This window comes from Rossellomorea vietnamensis (assembly GCF_008180615.1).
GTDB lineage: Bacteria > Bacillota > Bacilli > Bacillales > Bacillaceae_B > Rossellomorea > Rossellomorea vietnamensis_D.
The window spans coordinates 287,950-306,200 of sequence record NZ_VTEH01000002.1 but is presented as its reverse complement, the minus strand read 5'-3'; the positions used below and the strand labels follow the sequence as shown (position 1 = coordinate 306,200).

Genomic DNA, 18,251 nt, shown 5'->3' with positions numbered 1-18,251 from the left:
GATGTAAAAGAAGGGTTTATACGGCATGTAAATCTCAAAACTTAAAGATGATGATGTAAAAGATGGGTTTATACAGCATGTACATCTCAAAAATCAAAGATGATGATGTAAAAGAAGGGTTTATACGGCATGTAAATCTCAAAACCAAAAGATGATGATGTAAAAGATGGGTTTATACGGCATGTAAATCTCAAAACCAAAAGATGATGATGTAAAAGATGGGTTTATACAGCATGTAAATCTCAAAACCCGAAGATAATGATGTAAAGATGGGATTATACAGCATGTAAACTTAAAAGTTCAAAGAAGATGATGTAAAAGATGAGTTTATTCAGCATGTAAATCTCAAAAATCAAAGATGATGATGTAAAAGAAGGGTTTATAAGGCATGTAAATCTCAAAACTCAAAGATGATGATGTAAAAGAAAGGTTTAAACAGCATGTAAATCTTAAAATCCAAAGATGATGATGTAAAAGAAGGGTTTATAAGGCATGTAAATCTCAAAACTCAAAGATGATGATGTAAAAGAAGGGTTTAAACAGATTGTAAATCTTAAAATCCAAAGCTGATGATGTAAAAGATGAGTTTATACGGCAAGAAAGTTTCAAAACCTAAAGATAATGATGTAGAAAACGGGTCTTAACGGCATCGAACCCCTAAAATTAGAAATCGTTACAGCCAGAAACCCTCCCAAACTGCAAGGAACATCCAAAAAAACGATGCCATCAGAAGCGCCAATGAGGGCACCAATCCCCCCAAAAAAAACTCCATGCAGTCAGATAAGCAATCGCCTGAATGCATGAAGTCCGAGAAAGTTAAGTAAATTGAGGGGCAGCATCCAACAAGGGAGCGAATTATAAATCACTGAGCAGAAGTCTTATTAGAGCCCTGCTGCTGTCTCAATTGATATAGAGCTTTTTCAACTGTTTGAAAGTTCTTTTCTGTAATTTCGGGCTTCCTCGGAATACTAGGGTAAATCCCAGGAGGATCCTCCCAGCTTACTGGCAACGGAACGGGTGCTTCCTCCTGCCAGCGTTTCGTCCACTGCTCCGGAAACTGCTTCATGCCTTCCTTTCGCTGCGCCATTTCCATCCACACAAGGCTCCATGCCCGGGGGACGACACGCCAAATGTCATACCCGCCGCCTCCGACTGCTATCCATCGGCCATCGCAATACTGATGGGCGAGTTCGTGGGCAATTTGAGGAATCTTCTGATAAATATTCATAGTAGAAGACAAGTGAGTCAGCGGATCGTAATAATGGGCATCCGCTCCGTTCTGAGTCAGAATGACATCAGGCTTGAAAAACTTAATGACCTCTTTAAAAGAAGTTTCGTAAGCCTGAAGCCAGGATTCATCTTCAGTAAAAGCATCAAGCGGAATGTTGAAAGAATAGCCATAACCCTTACCGTGGCCGCGTTCATTAATATTTCCTGTACCGGGGAACAGATATCTGCCTGTTTCATGGATGGACAGGGTGCAGACATCCGGGTCATCATAAAAGGACCATTGAACACCATCCCCGTGGTGAGCATCTGTATCTACATATAAGACCCTGGCATTATACTTTTCCTGCATATACTTGATTGCAACCGAACTGTCGTTATAAATGCAGAATCCCGAAGCCTTTCCTTTGAATCCGTGATGCAGCCCGCCGCCTAAGTGAGCAGCATGCTTAGAAACCCCGCCAAGAACACAATCGACGGCTGTCAGCGTGCCACCGACTAAGAGCGCACTGGCTTCATGCATGCCTTTGAAGATGGGCGTATCCTCTGTACCGATTCCATAGCTCTCTGCTTTTTCAGGAGAAAGGGTACCATTGCCAGCAGCTTTGACAGCGCTTACGAAAGAAGGGTCATGAACCAGATGGAGCTCTTCATCTGTGGCCATTCTCGGCTCTATAATGTCATCGTGATTCAGGGCTCCCGCTTCTTGGAGCAAATCGATGGTCAGTTTCAGCCTGAATTGATTAAACGGGTGATTTTCGGAAAAACGGTATTCTAAAAGCTTATCAGAATAGACAAACAAAGCCTCCTTTGTCATGATGGCATACCGGGCATGTTCGGCCAGGGAACCTCATACCCTTCTTTCTTTAAATCATCAATGACAGCCATAGGATTGATTGTCCGTACTCTGAATACCAGAATCTTGTACTTTTCGTCGTGGCGGTCCGGGTAGACCAGGACACTGTGGATGTTGGCATTATGTTTGCGAATGATGCCTGCCACTTCGTATAACACGCCGGACCGGTTTTCCACTTTAACTTCAATTTGTGATCCGGGCTGGTGGGCTCCCGTCAATTGAATCAGGGTATAAAGGAGGTCAGTCTCGGTTATGATGCCGGCCAGCTTATTTTCTTTCACGATCGGAAGGCACCCGATTTGGTGTTCGTAAAAGAGGGCAGCAGCTTCTTCAACAAAGTCGAGAGGGTGTCCAGTAATAACATTTGTTTTCATAATCAGCCTCAATGGGTTTTTAAGCTCTTCTGCTGCTTTGTCTTTTTGGAAAATTGAGGGGGTTCCGTCTTTCACGTCCCTGTCACTGACAATGCCGATTACCGCCATTTTGTCATCGACAATGGGAATATGCCTGATTTTTTTCTCGCGCATGGTCTTGATGGCCTGCTCTATTGTATCATCTGCTCTTAGCGTCTCTACTGTTGTTATCATGATTTCTTCTACTATCATGGTTTTCCATCCCCTTTGAGAGAGTCGTTAATACATATAGCGGTTCATGAATCTCAATCTGTCAAAACTCTGGACCGATTCGCTTTCAATTCTTTTTCCGATTCTGGCCATAAGGCAGTTGGCAGGATGCGAGCTGATTTCCGGATCATCCGTAGCGTAATATTCCAATCCACCCGCATTCATCATTTTCTCCATGATCTTCCGGTATTCCCAAACATTGAGGCCAGTGCCTTTCAGATCCCAGTGCCAGTAATATTCAGTTGTGATGATGATGTAATCTTCCATTGCATCATCCATCATTGAAACCCTGAGGAGATTCTTTCCTACCGAAGCTCCCCTGAATTTCGGAATGACTTCAATAGCACCAAGTTCAATCAGTTCTTCCATTTTCCCTTGCGACCAGCGTTCCAAAGGGTCCGGATACAGGTATGTAACATAACCGACAATGATGTTGTCTTCCCTGGCTATAATGATTCTTCCCTCCGGCAGCCCCGCTATTTCAACGATTGCCTTGTGCTGTTTTTCCGGGGTGCGGAAAGCTGTCAGGTCTTCATGAAACTCCAAATCTATCAATTCACTGACAGGAACAGGTCCTTCAATGATCAAGTTGCCTTTTGGAGTTTTCAGTTCCATTGCGTTATACGTTTTTTGGTGGTTCATTTTGTCACCGCCTCAAAATAATATATATAATTATTATTACATAAATCAGGCAGACTACATAGCAGCCATAAGGCTCTAGAATAGTCTTTTTAATGAAAATTTCATATAAGAGGAGAACCTTACATACCAATAGTATAACAAAAAATAAAAATCGAACAATTTTTAAAATTGAGAAAAATAGATTTTTGTACTATAATAATATAGTAATTTCTTACATAAGGAGGAATCGCTACAATGAAGTTGGAAGCGCTGCCAGTAACTCAAGGAAACTACAATCTTTCTAGTTATGAAGATACGTACAAGGACTTTGATTGGAACGAAACGAAAAAGAATTTTTCCTGGAATGAAACAGGCCGTGTGAATATTGCATATGAAGCGATCGACCGGCATGCAGAGTCATTCAGGAAAAATAAAGTGGCTCTTTACTACAACGACGACACGAGAGATGAAAAGTATACCTACAGAGAAATGAAAAATCTGACCAATAAAGCAGGAAATGTCCTGAAGACTTATGGTGATGTGGAAAAAGGCGATAGAGTGTTCATCTTTATGCCAAGGTCACCGGAATTGTACTTTACCGTCCTGGGTGCAATAAAATTGGGAGCGATTGTCGGGCCGCTGTTTGAAGCATTCATGGAGGGTGCTGTCAGGGACCGTCTTGAAGACAGTGAAGCGAAAGTCCTTGTGACTACCCCTGAATTGCTCGAGAGGGTTCCGGTGGATGAACTGCCTGCCTTAGAGCATGTAATCCTCGTTGGAGAAGGTGTTGAGGAGAAAGGGAAGTATACGGACTTCTTTACACGATTTGATGAAGCCAGCGATAAGCTGGATATCGAATGGGTCGACTTGACGGATGGAATGATCCTGCACTATACGTCCGGTTCCACCGGAAAGCCGAAGGGAGTCCTTCATGTCCATAATGCGATGCTTCAGCATTACCAGACGGCCAAGTGGGTCCTGGATCTGCAGGAAGACGATGTTTACTGGTGTACAGCTGATCCAGGCTGGGTAACAGGAACTTCCTATGGGATCTTTGGTCCATGGCTGACTGGAGCTTCCAACATTATTGCCGGCGGAAGGTTCAAACCGGAAAAATGGTACAATACGATACAAAAATACGGAGTCACTGTGTGGTACAGCGCTCCTACAGCTTTCAGAATGCTGATGGGAGCAGGAGATGAGGTTGTGAAACGCTTCGACTTAAGCAGCCTAAGGCATATCCTGAGCGTCGGCGAACCATTAAATCCTGAAGTAATCCGCTGGGGAATGAAGGTCTTTCATCTCCGCATCCATGATACATGGTGGATGACAGAAACTGGCGGACAGGTCATCTGTAATTACCCTTGCATGGAAATCAAGCCAGGGTCGATGGGGAAACCGATCCCGGGCATCAAAGCAGCCATTGTGGACGATCAAGGAAATGAACTGCCGCCTTATCGTATGGGGAACCTTGCTATCAAACGCGGCTGGCCGTCCATGATGAATGCCATCTGGAAAAATGAGCAAAAGTATGATTCCTACTTCATGCCTGGAGACTGGTATGTATCCGGGGATTCGGCGTACATGGATGAAGACGGCTACTTCTGGTTCCAGGGCCGGATTGACGATGTCATCATGACTTCAGGTGAAAGGGTAGGACCGTTTGAAGTCGAAAGCAAACTGGTTGAACATCCTGCCGTCGCTGAAGCGGGTGTCATCGGTAAACCTGACCCGGTTCGGGGTGAAATCATCAAAGCCTTCGTGGCATTGCGTGAAGGATATGAAGTGACAGACGAACTGAAAGAAGATATCCGACAGTTTGTAAAAAGAGGGCTGGCTGCTCATGCCGCTCCAAGAGAAATCGAGTTCAAAGACAAACTGCCAAAAACACGCAGCGGAAAAATCATGAGACGCGTACTTAAAGCATGGGAATTGGATCTGCCGACAGGAGATCTTTCCACAATGGAAGAGTAGACTTATAAGGAAACCGCTCAGAGTTTTAATCTGGGCGGTTTTATATTTTTTAAAATGACCAGGAGGCCTCCATATAGAGCTGCTTTGTGTTGGAAATAAAGAAGGGTAACTGCCGGTACTTGGGTAAAAGGTTTGAAGCAGAGATATGTATCCAGAAGGTCAAGGTAGATACATGAATGAAGGGATTTGTGCGCAGATATGTATCCAGAAGAGAAAGGTGGATACATGAGTGAAGGGTTTGGAGAGGAGATAGGTACCCAGCAGAGGAAGGTGGGTACATGAGTTGGGTCAAAAAGACAAAGACATGTATCCAGAGATCGAGAGTGGGTACATGAGTTGGGTCAAAAAGGCAAAGACATGTATCCAGAGGTGTCGTGTGGGTACATGAGTGAGAGGTTAGAGGCAGAGATATGTATCCAGAAGGGAAAGGTGGATACATAAGTGAAGGGTTTGGAGAGGAGATATGTACCCAGAAGAGGAAGATGGGTACATGAGTAGGCTCACAAAGACAAAGACATGTAGCCAGCGAGGCGAGTGGAAACATGAGTAGAGGGTTTTAAGAGGAAATGTGTATCCAGACCTAGCAGCATTGTAGCGAAACCCTCACGGTGTTACTAAGGCATTTAACAGGTGAATGCACGAATCCCTATTCGTCCCGGTAAAACGCTATTACAGTAAAAAAACCGGATCCGCAGTAATTGCGGATCCGGTTTCTTGTTATTTTTTATCCTTGGGTGCTGCTTTCGTTTTCTCCTGAGTCAGAGCCTGAGCTATCACCGGAATCTGATCCGGAATCGCTGCCTCCGCCCTCATTGCCAGAGTCTGAGCCGCCGTCTTCATCTCCTGAATTACCGCCAGTATTGCCAGGTTCTGGTTTAGGCTCTTCAGGTTTTTCAGGCTTTGGCTTTTCCTCTTTAGGAGGCTTTGGTTCTTCTTTTTCTTGACCGATTCTTACGGTGTTTGATTTTCCTGATTGCTTTCCGGCAACATCTACTGCTACAACGTAATACTCTCCGTTGCCCACAGATGTAACCAGGTCGGAATCAGATTTAACACTTGCTACTTTTTGTCCGCTGACGGTGAAGACTCTATACCCGACAACATCATTGCTTGCTGAAGCCGTCCAGGTAATCTTGTTTCCGGAAGCAGTGGCGTTAACTGTTCCCGGTGCAGCTCCGTCATCTTCGATCTTGTTTTCTGCTACGAGAATGTTCTTGTATTTTTCATCGTCCGCTGGAATCAATTGACGCGGATCCGCGTTAATGCCATTCAGGATGCTTTCCACAAAGTCAGGATTCAAGATAACCCCTGGTTGTGAAAACTCTTCCGGAGTGGACTCAAGCGCGAGATATTTCTTGCCATTAGCCATAACGTAGCGGCTTTTCAGAAGGCTGTCATCTGTCTTGCTCGGTGCATATTGAGCATTGAACAAGTCGCTTCTGACAAGTCCGGCCTGGCTGCATGCTTCGGATGGAGCGAGCCCGGAGATGCCGCAGAAGGATCTGGTTATGACTCCATTTGGTGCTTGGAAGGACCCTTCAGGATCAATCAATTCCGGTGCAAAATCACGTGCATCATTCAGCAGGTAAGACCATAATCGGATGTTCCTCAGCCCGTAGTGTCCGTAAGTTTCCATGGCTCTGTACATCGATTGCGGATCATCATATCCAAGCCATGTTCCGAACGTGATGTTTGGATTGGAAGCAATGAACCAGTGATCCTTGTAATCCTGTGTCGTTCCTGATTTTCCTGCCCAGTCGGATGAGAAGTTAAGGAAGGTCTTGGCATACCGTCCCGTTCCGGCGTAGTGATCAAAGGTATCACGCATCATATCGATGGTCATGTAAGCTGTCTCAGGACTGAAAACATCCACAGATTCACCTTCATGTTGAAAGATCGTGTTACCGTCTTTGTCTACGATTTTATCAATCATGTAGGCATCAACGAATTTTCCGCCATTAGCAAACGTCGTATAGGCATTTGTATTTTCTTCAAGGGTAACTCCTTGTTCCATACCGCCAAGTGAAAGTGAATAGTTCTCTTTTTCGTCGCTGGTCAAAGTGGAGAAGCCCATTTTTTCAAGAAATTGTATCGGCTGTTTATTGAAAATTCTTGTATACAGACGTGCTGCAGGAATATTCAAAGATTCAGCCAACGCATATCTTGCCGGGATTAGCCCATTGTAATCAAATGAATAGTTCTGCGGATTCCAAGGAACTCCGTTTCCACCCATGATTGTCATATCAACGTCCGGAAGGGGGGATCCCGCTCCGATTTCTCCGAATTCCAATGCAGGTGCATATACAAGCAGCGGCTTCATGGTTGAACCATTCTGGCGGATGGTATAGGTAGCATGGTTGGACTGCTCGAGTTCAAAATCCCTTCCGCCCACAAAACTGATGATTTTTCCTGTTTTGTTTTCAATCATGATGGCGCCGACCTGTACAGGATTTGGCAGTTCTACTTCTTCCCCAGTTTCAGGATCAATTTTCGTCCTGGTAAGTTCTTGTCCATACATTTCATAAGCATCTTTAGTTTTTTGCATGCTGTCATAGATTTCTTTATTGATCGTAGAGTGTATTTGATAGCCGCGCTGCCTCATTTCGCGGTCAGCAAGGGTTGTGTACTTTTCAAATAATTCATCGTTATTATCCAGGTCGTCCTTTGAATAGCCATCTTGTTCAGCCAGAATGACTGAAATGATGTCCTGTGCACGGCTTTCAAGTTCTACAGTCAGCCATGGATAGTTATCATTCACAGAAGGCAGAGGACCGATGAAGTCTTTGGTGATATCGTGATTGGCGGCTGTATCGTATTCTTCCTCCGTAATATAGCCTTCTTCAAACATCCTGTACAGCACCGTCTGCATCCTTGCAATTCCTGGCTCCAGGTTTTCTTTAACCTCTCCTCCATTGGTAAAAGGAGTATAGGAGAAAGGAGCCTGAGGAAGGCCTGCGATGAACGCCGCCTGAGCTAGAGAAAGATCCTTAGGTTCGACACCGAATATCCCTTTTGCAGCAGATTTAACTCCTGCAATATTTCTTCCGGAAGAGTTCCGGCCCAGTGTTGCGACATTTAAATAAGCTTCAAGGATTTCTTCTTTTTCAAAAAAACGCTCCAGCCTCATTGCCAAAAGGATTTCTTTTGCTTTTCGGTCAAAAGACACCTCATTCGTAAGAATCTGGTTCTTGATCAGCTGTTGTGTCAGGGTGCTTCCGCCAGTTTGAGAGGCAGAATTCGTGAACTCCTGTACAATTGCCCGAAGGATCGCTTTCGGAACTACTCCATTATGCTCTTTAAAGTATTCATCCTCGGTTGCGATCAGGGCATTCACCAAGTGATCGGAAACTTCATCTATGCTGACTTCTTCCCGTTCCAGGTCGGTTCTCATTTTCCCGAGATATACATCATTGGAAAAATAGAGCTGGGACGTTTCTTCGTAGTTGTAGATATCCTTCTTCATGTTGTCGTATGGCCTGATGGGCTCTTCTTTTACCAGAGAGGCAAAATATCCAGCACCGACACCGCCTGCGAATGCTGTACCAAGAACAGCGAAAATAATAAAAATCAATAATAAATTCCAAAGTACACCGTATGTAATTCTGGCGCGTTTTAAAAATCTATTGTTAGTAAAAAACTTGATGACAGGTTGAGATCGCTGCAGTAAAGATTGAAATTTTTCCTTCATATATTCACTCCTCCTAAAATCAACTATATTATAGCATATTTCGACCGTGTGAAGACCTTAATTAGGAATTTATAGGGAGGCTGGCCGCGAACCATGAAAAATCAATGGAGCAGTAAACGTGGTATATTTTCCCTGTATAAATAAACAGGAATAATTCAATCAGCTTTGAGTAATAAAATTGAAGGCTCCCAAAAGGAATTTCAACAGCGAAATTGACAAAGAGGATATAACTATGATAAAAAAGGGGTATCTGAAAAAGTTTCATAATGAAATGGCTTAGACAGGAACAAGTAGTCCCGTTATCCCTATCTCAGAGAGTCAGTGGCAGGTGGAAACTGACATATATAACGTGATGAATTACCTCCTCGAGCTTTTGCTGTGAAAGACGAAAGAAGTCCATTAGCGGCAAACGGGATAACCGTTATTTTGTTGAGTGAAGGATACTTGTGTCCTTAAGTTGGGTGGCACCGCGTGATAAACGTCCCTGCATTGGCAGAGGCGTTTTTTTTGTGGCGAAATTTACGAAAAATAAGTAAATACAGGAGGAAGATTGAATTGGATTTATTAAAAGATTTAGAGTGGCGCGGAATAACTTATCAGCAGACAGATGAAAAAGGATTAAAAACCCTTTTAGACAAAGAAAAAATCTCTATCTACTGTGGAATCGATCCTACAGCAGACAGCATGCACATTGGCCATCTGCTTCCATTTTTAACATTGAGACGTTTTCAAAATCATGGCCATCGTCCACTTGTGCTTGTCGGAGGAGCAACTGGACTGATTGGAGATCCGAGCGGTAAAAGTGAAGAGAGAAAACTGCAGACAGTGGAATCGATTCAGCACAATGTGGAAAGTATTAAGGAACAGCTGAAAAGCATTTTTGATTTCCAAGGTGAAAATGGCGCGGTAATGGTCAACAACTTCGACTGGATCGGACCGATGGACATGGTGACATTCCTTCGCGATTTCGGAAAGCATATCGGTGTCAATTATATGCTTGCAAAAGACACGATTTCATCCCGTCTGGAAACGGGTATTTCCTACACAGAATTCACGTACACCATCCTGCAGGCGATGGACTTCAACCACTTGTATGAAAACTATAACTGCAAGCTGCAAATCGGCGGCAGCGATCAGTGGGGGAATATCACTACAGGGTTGGAACTGATCAGACGTACGAGAGAAGAAGAATCCAAAGCATTCGGATTCACCATTCCTCTTGTAACCAAAGCTGACGGAACCAAGTTTGGGAAAACAGAAAGCGGCGCTATCTGGCTGGATCCAGAAAAAACCTCTCCTTACGAATTCTATCAGTTCTGGATTAATACAGCAGATGCGGATGTCATCAAATATCTTAAGTATTTCACGTTCCTGACACATGAAGAAATCGAAGGATTGGCACAAGCAGTCGAAACAGAACCTCATCTGCGCAAGGCTCAGAAGACGCTGGCAGAAGAAATGACAAAGCTGATTCACGGAGAAGAAGCTTTGGCCCAGGCCATCAAAATTACAGAAGCATTGTTCAGCGGGAACATCAAAGAACTCTCTTCTGCAGAAATCAAGCAGGGCTTCAAGGATGTTCCATCATTCACACAGGCCAAGGACGAGGAAATCAACCTCGTGGACCTTCTTGTTAATACAAAAATTGCTTCATCCAAAAGACAGGCAAGAGAAGATATCGGAAACGGAGCTATTTATATCAACGGCGACCGTACAACCGATCTTCAGCACGTCATGTCTGAATCAGACCGAATTGATGACCAGTTCACCATCATTAGAAGAGGGAAGAAAAAATATTTTATGATTCAATACTCTTAAAATTTTCTAAGGCAGGAGAGACAGCTGACTTGGAGGAATATAGAGTAAAAAACGCTAAATAGCAGAAAAAGGAGTGCTAAATCGCTTTGATTTTGGCACTCCTTTTTTATTGTATAGAAGATCCTATTTCCAGCAACCTAACTATCCCCTACATGAAAGATTATTATCCTGATTCCTTGTTAAAAATGGGATCAGTTTTTTTGCTATGGCTTCAATCAGCATAAATCCTTCTGCAGCGTTGAAAGAGGGCACATCTTAATCAATTGTGAAATTTTCAGGCTTTTTTCTAATGGATTGGTGCTTTTGAATGCTATTTTACTATCCTCTCCCCTCCCCTTAAGGCTGGAGGATTGGAGCTAATTCAGCTGCTATTAAAATAGTCATAATTTTTGCTTGAACAGTCAAAATTTTAAAAGGTACCTTGCTATACGATGTAAATAGATTTACAATGGAAATACAAATATTAGGAGGCGACTTCTATGGACAGAGAGCTTCTAAAGGGCGGTATTGATATCTTATTGCTTTCATTATTAGCGGAAGGAGACTGCTCTGGTTATGAAATGATACGAAAATTACGGACTTTAAACCATAATGCCTTCCATATGAACGAAGGAACACTGTACCCTTCATTGTTAAGACTTGAAAAAAAGGAATGTGTGTCGTCTTATTGGAGTCAGGAATCAGTGGGAGGGCGGAGGAAGTATTATTCAATTACCCGCACAGGTCAGACTGTATTGGCAAAAAAACCTAAGGATTGGAAGAGGATCAATATGTTATTCAAAAATACAGAGGAGGGATTATCATGAAAAAGCTCGAACGGTATGTGCATGAGATAACGATGGATCTGCCTGAAGATGAAAAAGAGGAATTAAGGGAAGAAATTTTTGGACACCTTCAGGACCATATTAATGAGCTATTAATCAAAGGACATTCTGAAGAAGAAGCAATTCATCTTGCGATTGGTTCATTTGGAAATCAGGATAAGCTGAATCGGGATTTAAAAAGGACCTTTTTCCCGTTTTATAAACCAATCAGGTTTGTGTGGAGTGTCCTTTTTGTAACTGCTTTTGCAGGTCTCGTCTCTTATTCTGCCATGGAATATTATCACCCGGAATTCGATAATGGTCTGCCGCTCTACAGCGTGGTAGCGGGAATGTTCCTCATAACCCTTATAGCGGGAACTGCTGAGGGTATATATGAGGCTCTTATTAGTCAGTATAATTCGAAATGGCTGTTAAATCCTTGGCTGTTCTTCTTAGTTCCAACTTTGTTATATGGAGCAATTCAAACGGTGCTGCTATATCAGCATCCAGAGCAGTATCAAGACAGCTTATGGCTGGACTTGTATGCCTTCCCGATTGGTGCAGCTGCATATATTATTTCCAGGCAGCTGTTCAATGTGATTTTTCTGAAAAATAAAAATAATAATCATAAGAGAAACACGGTCAATTGAAGAGACTAAATTTTTCTTCTCCAGGGATAACAGATACTATTCTACCTGCTGCTGCCCTTCAAATCTATTTCATGCAAAGTTCAATTATGGAAAACATGAAGGCCTGCAAAATTATGCCTGGGATGGCATGATGGTTACCATTTTTTTAGGGATATACGTTGCAGCATATAAACCTCCAAATAGTTTCCAAGAGTAAAATTTTTGATGGAAACAGGGGGGAAGGATTGACTGTAACTAATTTAAATCAAAAGGACCATATTATTAGCAATCTCAACAAAATCACTTTTAATAAGGCTCTTTTTTAAGAGATTATTGCTATTTAATGCTATTTTATCCTCCTCCCCATTTTTATGTAGAAGGATTGGAGCGGAAATCCGTTCCTTTTAAACAGCCACAATCTATGCGAAAACAGCCTTTAATAAAGAAAAGCCGGGGATTGGCTACTCTGGTTAAATTCAGAGTAGCCTTTTATGATAGTAAGGGAAATGAATATAAAGAACTCATTATAAATAATGATCAATGGATTAGATTTAATGGCTTCTTTTACCATGATGAAGAAAGTAGTATTGATTTCCATTATATTAATAATCTTTTTGAGGACCATTAATAAATTGAGGAGTAGTAAATTGATAACCTTCTTCCTGTATAAAAAGGGAGTTTTTATGATTTGTGAGGGAGATGGTTGTTTAAATAAGCATAGAAATCAGGACTCATTAAGGACCATTATCTGATTAAGTTTACGTTGAATATATTTGGATGACCGGAGTTTTGTAACAGAAAAAACAGGTATTGCCTTTAAGTTGTCTGATTCCCCAATGGTGGACGCAGCTTTAAAACTGAAAAATAGCAAGGAGTGGGAGTATGTCATTCTTCTTATTTTTTGTTCTTATAATTTTGTTGAATACCGTGGTTGCATTGGTATCAAAGTATGACAAGAAACGAATTATTATATCCGCCCTATTGGTAATGTTCCTTTGTACCCCTCTTGTATTAGTTATAACGATGATATCTATTGCTTCAGCTGCAGGAGCTGGAATAGGAGCGAGTGTTGCTGGTTTTACTTTTGGAGGAATAACGTTTGTAAACGGTATAATCATTCTTTTTGTTGGTTTATTTTTTGATGCGTAAGAAAGCAGGGAAAGGACCCGGGGGAACAGGGGATATCCGTAAACCGCCGTTTATTTAGAGATGGCCCCACTCGGGTTTCTTTCATCTGTTTTCACATGCTATTATGGAAAAATAAAAAACCCTTGATATTGTGAAATATCAAGGGTTTTTTGATCATACAGATTACAAAGATTAACGAGAGTAGAACTCAACGATAAGAGCTTCGTTAATTTCAGCAGGAAGTTCAGAACGCTCTGGTAAGCGAGTGAAAGATCCTTCAAGCTTGTCAGCATCGAAAGTCAAGAAGTCAGGAACAAAGCTGTTCACTTCAAGAGCTTCTTTAACGATGTTAAGGTTGCGTGATTTTTCACGAACTGAGATTGTTTGTCCAGCAGACAGACGGTAAGATGGGATATCTACGCGAGATCCATCAACTGTAACGTGTCCGTGGTTAACAAGCTGGCGTGCTTGGCGGCGAGTACGAGCCAAACCAAGACGATAAACAACGTTATCAAGGCGTGCTTCAAGAAGTGCCATGAAGTTTTCACCGTGTTTACCTTGCATTTTTCCTGCTCTGTCGAATAGATTACGGAATTGACGCTCAGTCACTCCATACATATGACGAAGCTTTTGCTTCTCTTGTAATTGTAAACCATATTCAGAGATTTTCTTGCGTTGGTTAGGACCATGTTGTCCAGGAGCGTAAGGACGCTTTTCTAATTCTTTACCTGTTCCGCTTAGAGAGATTCCAAGACGGCGGGATAATTTCCAGCTAGGGCCAGTATAACGAGCCATTGAAGACTCCTCCTTCGTGTTTTTATTTAGTTGTAAAATAAAAACCGTGTGTGAATTAACAATCATGAGTATTATGTTTTCATGTACCTTCGCTCCAGCAGCAGAGAGTTACAAGATACACCTCATTCACGAGGAACAAAATACAGCATAAAGGACATCACAAAGGCTGCATTTATTTTACACAAAGAATATTATATAATTTTAAACAGAGGAAGTCAAGGGGGAATTCTCGTTTTGATTTGTTGTCTATTTATTTTTCCTGCTAAATGGCGGTTTTATTTCCTGGACTTTCATGCCCTCCGGAGTGGTGCACTTGCAGTAAAAATTAACTACTTATTAAATAGCAGTACAGGATGCTAATATTAATGAAGTGTAGAAGTACGTCCCTTAAGAAAGAAGAAAAATTTGACCTGATGAAAAGTAGTTAATTTAGAATATTACATAGGAATCATCTAAATCTTTATGATATAATTTTGTTGATTAGATTCATAGTCAATATGGTGTTTTTCATGATTATCGGTGCATCCAAGACTCTTGGGCTTACCGATAATGATGAAAGTCCTTAAATGGGTTATACATAGTGATAGATGGTATTGATTTATTGGTAAGCAGGCAGGCCAAAGGATAAATAACAGGAAAGCTAGGATATGAGGGACATGCTATGGAAAAGAATGATTGTGTGGACATGCAGGTGATCGGGATGGGACGTAAGGATGAAACCTTCCTGAATGGCTATAAAGCCCAATTGTTTGACTTAGTGAATGAAGAATTCAATGAAGAAGACGATAATGCCAGTCAGTGTCTTTTCAGCTGGATGAAAGCAGTACGCGAAACACTGCAGGCTGAAACAGTCCTTTTTTACCAGCGGATGGAGAACTGCTATCAGCTTACAGAGGCAATAACAACGGAAAATCACCCAGTATCTGTTTTTCCTGATGTCCTGGAAGCTATTTTCAAGGACAGCCATGAGGTTTGCGTTAAAGGGGCAGACAGTCATACTGACTTTGCTTCCTTTGATTATGCCTTTCGGATGATGGATGATCAGCATGGTTCTTGTGGTGTTCTCTTAGCTTCCGGGATTGTGTCCCATGATGTTCTCACCCTGTCTAAAGATGTCCTGGAAAAGTTCTCTGTTTCCAGCTGCGCTTTTTTGAAGAAAATGAATCTGTTTCTTCAAGTTATAGAAGACGAACATCGTTACCGGGAACTTTTCAAGGTGAATGAAGCTTTCCATTCTTCTATGGATATTAACATATTGCTGGGGCAGATCATCAGTACATTGACCAGGGTGTTTCCGGACTATCATTTTCATCTCCTTCTTTCTAATGATAATGATAAAAATCATGGAGATCTCCCTATCAAAGATTTTGATTATGACAGTGCCAACACTGCTGCCATGGAGGCGTTTGTCAATGGAACAATCGAAACAGAACATCATCATACAGAGCAGAAGCTGACGTTATACGCCCCGTTGAAAGGAAAGCAGGGTGTTTATGGTGTACTGGAAGTTGTAACAGGCCTTCCATTCAAGTTTCCAGAAAATCAAAGAGAGTTCGTACGCCTCCTCGCCTATACAGCGGGCAGCGCTCTTGAAAACGCCAAACTTTACCAGCAGTCAAGAAGGTTGATTTCAGATCTGCAGTTAATCAACGAGACATCGCACAGGTTAAATTCAAATTTAAGGATGGCGGAAACTCTCGCATTCTTAAAAAAACAAATAAAGCGTTCCTTCCAGGCTTCTTCCATCGGATTTGTTTTTATTGATAAAAGGGGTGAATACAAGGTTCTAACAGAAAGTTCTTCCTTTTTTCATGGTATTGAAGGAACTACATGTATCAACTATGTGAAACGCAAGATCTTTACTGATAAAGAAGCAATATTTATTGGCGATCTCAGCGGCAAGTTCGGCAAGGAATTATCTTATCTTTCTCTGATGGCCGTTCCTATGGTTCAGAATGGCTCTATTATCGGCTTTTGTATCGTGCTTCATAAGGAACCTTACTCTTTTTCATTTGATATGTATAAGCTCCTGCAGTCGTTTATCCATCATTCCACGCTTGCCCTGACCAACTCGATGCTTCGTGAAAAATTGGAAGAGCTGGTCATAACGGATCATTTGACCCAGCTTTATTCAAGGAACTACCTGGATGAAGAAATGGACAGGGCGATGAAGAGGGATGAACAGGGAGCACTTCTGCTTTTAGATATAGATAATTTTAAGAAAATCAATGATACATATGGCCACCAAATCGGCGATGAAGTCCTTATCCAGGTTGCCAAGGTCCTGATGGAAGAATCAAAAGGAGCAGGCTTTGCGGCAAGATGGGGCGGGGAAGAACTCGCTGTTTATCTTCCGCACATAGATTTGAAATCAGGTATTAGCATAGGTTCCCGGATTGTGGAACAGATTCCCAGAGGTACCAAGCCTTCAGTGACAGTATCCTGCGGGGTCTCCTCGTGGAAGAGGGGGCAGGAGGATCACGTGAAGGACCTGGTCAAAAGAGCGGACGCTTCCATGTACTACGCCAAGAATAATGGAAAAAATCAAGTGGCCAACATTATAAAATAGAAGTGAAGACCTTGAAAACAGGTAAGTTTTCTGGTCTTTTTTTTATGAAATTTTTATAAGGAAGCATAAAAAACATTGTTGTAAACGCTTTCTTTTTCCAAAGAAATGTCATATGCTATTAATGAATTCGTATGAGATTAATAGGCCGGACGGTTCATTTCCGCCGGATAGACCCTGTACAAAGGGATAGAGAAAGCATACACAGATCAAGAACACGAACTACAGATCAGGGGGAGTAAAATTGGCAAAGAATTATGATAGATTTGAAACAAAAGTGATACATGAAGGGTACAATTCAGTTGACTATCAAGATAGTTTGGCACCGCCGCTCTATCAAACTTCCACTTTCACATTTAAGGATGCTCAGCAGGGGGAAAGAAGGTTTGCCGGGGAAGAGGCCGGATATATTTATTCCCGCCTTGGAAATCCTACCGTTTCTATACTAGAAGAGAGGATGGCTGCACTGGAAAATGCAGAAGGTGCTCTGGCATTCGGATCCGGTATGGCTGCAGTATCAGCTGTTTTATTATCACTAACAAAAGCAAATGACCATATCCTCTGCTCTCAAGGGGTTTATGGCTGTACATTTGGTTTGTTGAATTTGATGGAAGAGAAATATAATATTACACATGATTTCTCTGCAATGGAGAGCGCGGAAGAAATCAGAAACAGTATTAAGCCTGAAACGGTTTGTATTTATGTCGAAACACCAATCAACCCAACAATGAAGTTGATTGACCTAGAAATGGTCGCTGCCATTGCAAAAGAAAAGGGAATACCAGTCATAGTGGATAATACTTTCTCATCGCCTTATCTGCAAAAGCCTCTTGATTTAGGCTGTGACATTATCATTCACAGTGCCACCAAATACATTTGCGGCCATGGCGACGTCATAGCTGGAATTGTGGCAGGAAAGAAGGATTTAATGGACCACATCCGAATGACTACCCAAAAAGATATCGGAGGAGTCATCTCCCCGTTCGATGCCTGGCTGCTGCTTAGAGGATTGAAAACCCTGCCGGTAAGGATGGACCGTCATTGTGAGAATGCTGAAAAGATTGCCGCTTTCTTAAAAGAGCAGCCTGGAGTGGATAAACTTTATTACCCGGGAGACCCTGACAACCCAAATTATGGAACGATGAAGAAACAAATGAGCAAACCGGGGGGATTGATTGCATTCACCCTTAAAGGAACAAAAGAAACAGCGCAGAGATTCATGAATGAACTGAAGCTGATCAAGATTGCAGTCAGCCTGGGCGATGCCGAAACACTGATTCAGCACCCGGCCACCATGACACATGCGGTCGTTCCAGAAGAATCAAGAGAAAAGATGGGCATAACGGATACTCTTTTGAGGGTTTCCGTAGGGCTTGAAGCTTGGGAAGATATTCGAGATGACTTAATGCAAGCACTTAATAAGGTACAATAGAAAATTTTAACCGGAGCCTCCAGGGTTCTGGTTATTTGTTTAGGGAACCTTTGTGAAGGAAAGCGGGGTATTCGGCTGGGGTGTTACGGGA

Annotated in this window: 12 protein-coding genes and 1 other annotated feature; of the genes, 7 read left to right on the top strand and 5 right to left on the bottom strand. The window is 42.2% G+C overall.

What is annotated here, in order from left to right; translation table 11 throughout:
- Positions 1-862: 862 nt before the first annotated feature.
- From FZC79_RS04725 to FZC79_RS04715, 3 genes are read right to left on the bottom strand one after another with little or no spacing between them, the layout of a single operon-like run.
- Positions 863-2,044: an acetoin utilization protein AcuC gene (locus FZC79_RS04725; RefSeq protein WP_148945687.1), complete on the bottom strand. Its 1,182-nt coding sequence runs from the start codon at positions 2,042-2,044 to the stop codon at positions 863-865.
- Positions 2,041-2,688 carry an acetoin utilization AcuB family protein gene (locus FZC79_RS04720; protein WP_148945686.1) on the bottom strand — a complete coding sequence of 216 codons (648 nt, stop codon included), beginning with the start codon at positions 2,686-2,688 and terminating at the stop codon, positions 2,041-2,043. Before FZC79_RS04720 ends, FZC79_RS04725 begins: the two co-directional genes overlap by 4 nt.
- Positions 2,689-2,715: 27 nt before the next feature.
- On the bottom strand, positions 2,716-3,348 hold the full coding sequence (locus FZC79_RS04715; protein ID WP_148937972.1) for a GNAT family N-acetyltransferase: 633 nt from the start codon (positions 3,346-3,348) through the stop codon (positions 2,716-2,718).
- A gap of 234 nt (positions 3,349-3,582) precedes the next feature.
- Here FZC79_RS04715 and acsA point away from each other — a divergent pair, with 234 nt between their 5' ends.
- Positions 3,583-5,301, top strand: a complete 1,719-nt coding sequence (acsA, locus tag FZC79_RS04710) for an acetate--CoA ligase (RefSeq protein ID WP_148945685.1) — start codon at positions 3,583-3,585, stop codon at positions 5,299-5,301.
- A 724-nt stretch (positions 5,302-6,025) separates the two neighbouring features.
- Here acsA and FZC79_RS04705 read toward each other — a convergent pair.
- Positions 6,026-8,989: a transglycosylase domain-containing protein gene (locus FZC79_RS04705; RefSeq protein ID WP_148945684.1), complete on the bottom strand. Its 2,964-nt coding sequence runs from the start codon at positions 8,987-8,989 to the stop codon at positions 6,026-6,028.
- Between the two features lie 268 nt (positions 8,990-9,257).
- Positions 9,258-9,478, top strand: a binding site (T-box leader).
- A gap of 66 nt (positions 9,479-9,544) precedes the next feature.
- On the opposite strand from FZC79_RS04705, the gene tyrS reads away from it, so the two are divergent.
- The 4 genes from tyrS to FZC79_RS04685 all read left to right on the top strand — a co-directional run bounded on the left by tyrS (position 9,545) and on the right by FZC79_RS04685 (position 13,388).
- On the top strand, positions 9,545-10,807 hold the full coding sequence (tyrS, locus tag FZC79_RS04700; protein ID WP_148945683.1) for a tyrosine--tRNA ligase: 1,263 nt from the start codon (positions 9,545-9,547) through the stop codon (positions 10,805-10,807).
- Positions 10,808-11,286: 479 nt separating this feature from the next.
- Positions 11,287-11,613, top strand: coding sequence for a PadR family transcriptional regulator (locus FZC79_RS04695; RefSeq protein WP_148945682.1), 327 nt, complete (start codon positions 11,287-11,289; stop codon positions 11,611-11,613).
- Entirely contained in the window at positions 11,610-12,260 is a 651-nt protein-coding gene (locus FZC79_RS04690; RefSeq protein WP_148945681.1) for a permease prefix domain 1-containing protein, read from the top strand. Before FZC79_RS04695 ends, FZC79_RS04690 begins: the two co-directional genes overlap by 4 nt.
- A gap of 861 nt (positions 12,261-13,121) precedes the next feature.
- Positions 13,122-13,388 (top strand): hypothetical protein, encoded by a 267-nt coding sequence (locus tag FZC79_RS04685; protein ID WP_148945680.1) that lies wholly within the window; start codon positions 13,122-13,124, stop codon positions 13,386-13,388.
- Between the two features lie 171 nt (positions 13,389-13,559).
- Here FZC79_RS04685 and rpsD read toward each other — a convergent pair whose 3' ends face one another.
- A complete protein-coding gene (gene rpsD / locus FZC79_RS04680) occupies positions 13,560-14,162 on the bottom strand; it encodes a 30S ribosomal protein S4 (protein WP_148937966.1) in 603 nt (200 codons plus the stop codon).
- A gap of 661 nt (positions 14,163-14,823) precedes the next feature.
- On the opposite strand from rpsD, the gene FZC79_RS04675 reads away from it, so the two are divergent.
- Both FZC79_RS04675 and megL read left to right on the top strand, forming a co-directional pair.
- Positions 14,824-16,731 carry a sensor domain-containing diguanylate cyclase gene (locus FZC79_RS04675; RefSeq protein ID WP_148945679.1) on the top strand — a complete coding sequence of 636 codons (1,908 nt, stop codon included), beginning with the start codon at positions 14,824-14,826 and terminating at the stop codon, positions 16,729-16,731.
- Positions 16,732-16,972: 241 nt separating this feature from the next.
- Positions 16,973-18,160: a methionine gamma-lyase gene (megL, locus tag FZC79_RS04670; protein WP_148945678.1), complete on the top strand. Its 1,188-nt coding sequence runs from the start codon at positions 16,973-16,975 to the stop codon at positions 18,158-18,160.
- The last annotated feature ends 91 nt before the right edge of the window (positions 18,161-18,251 follow it).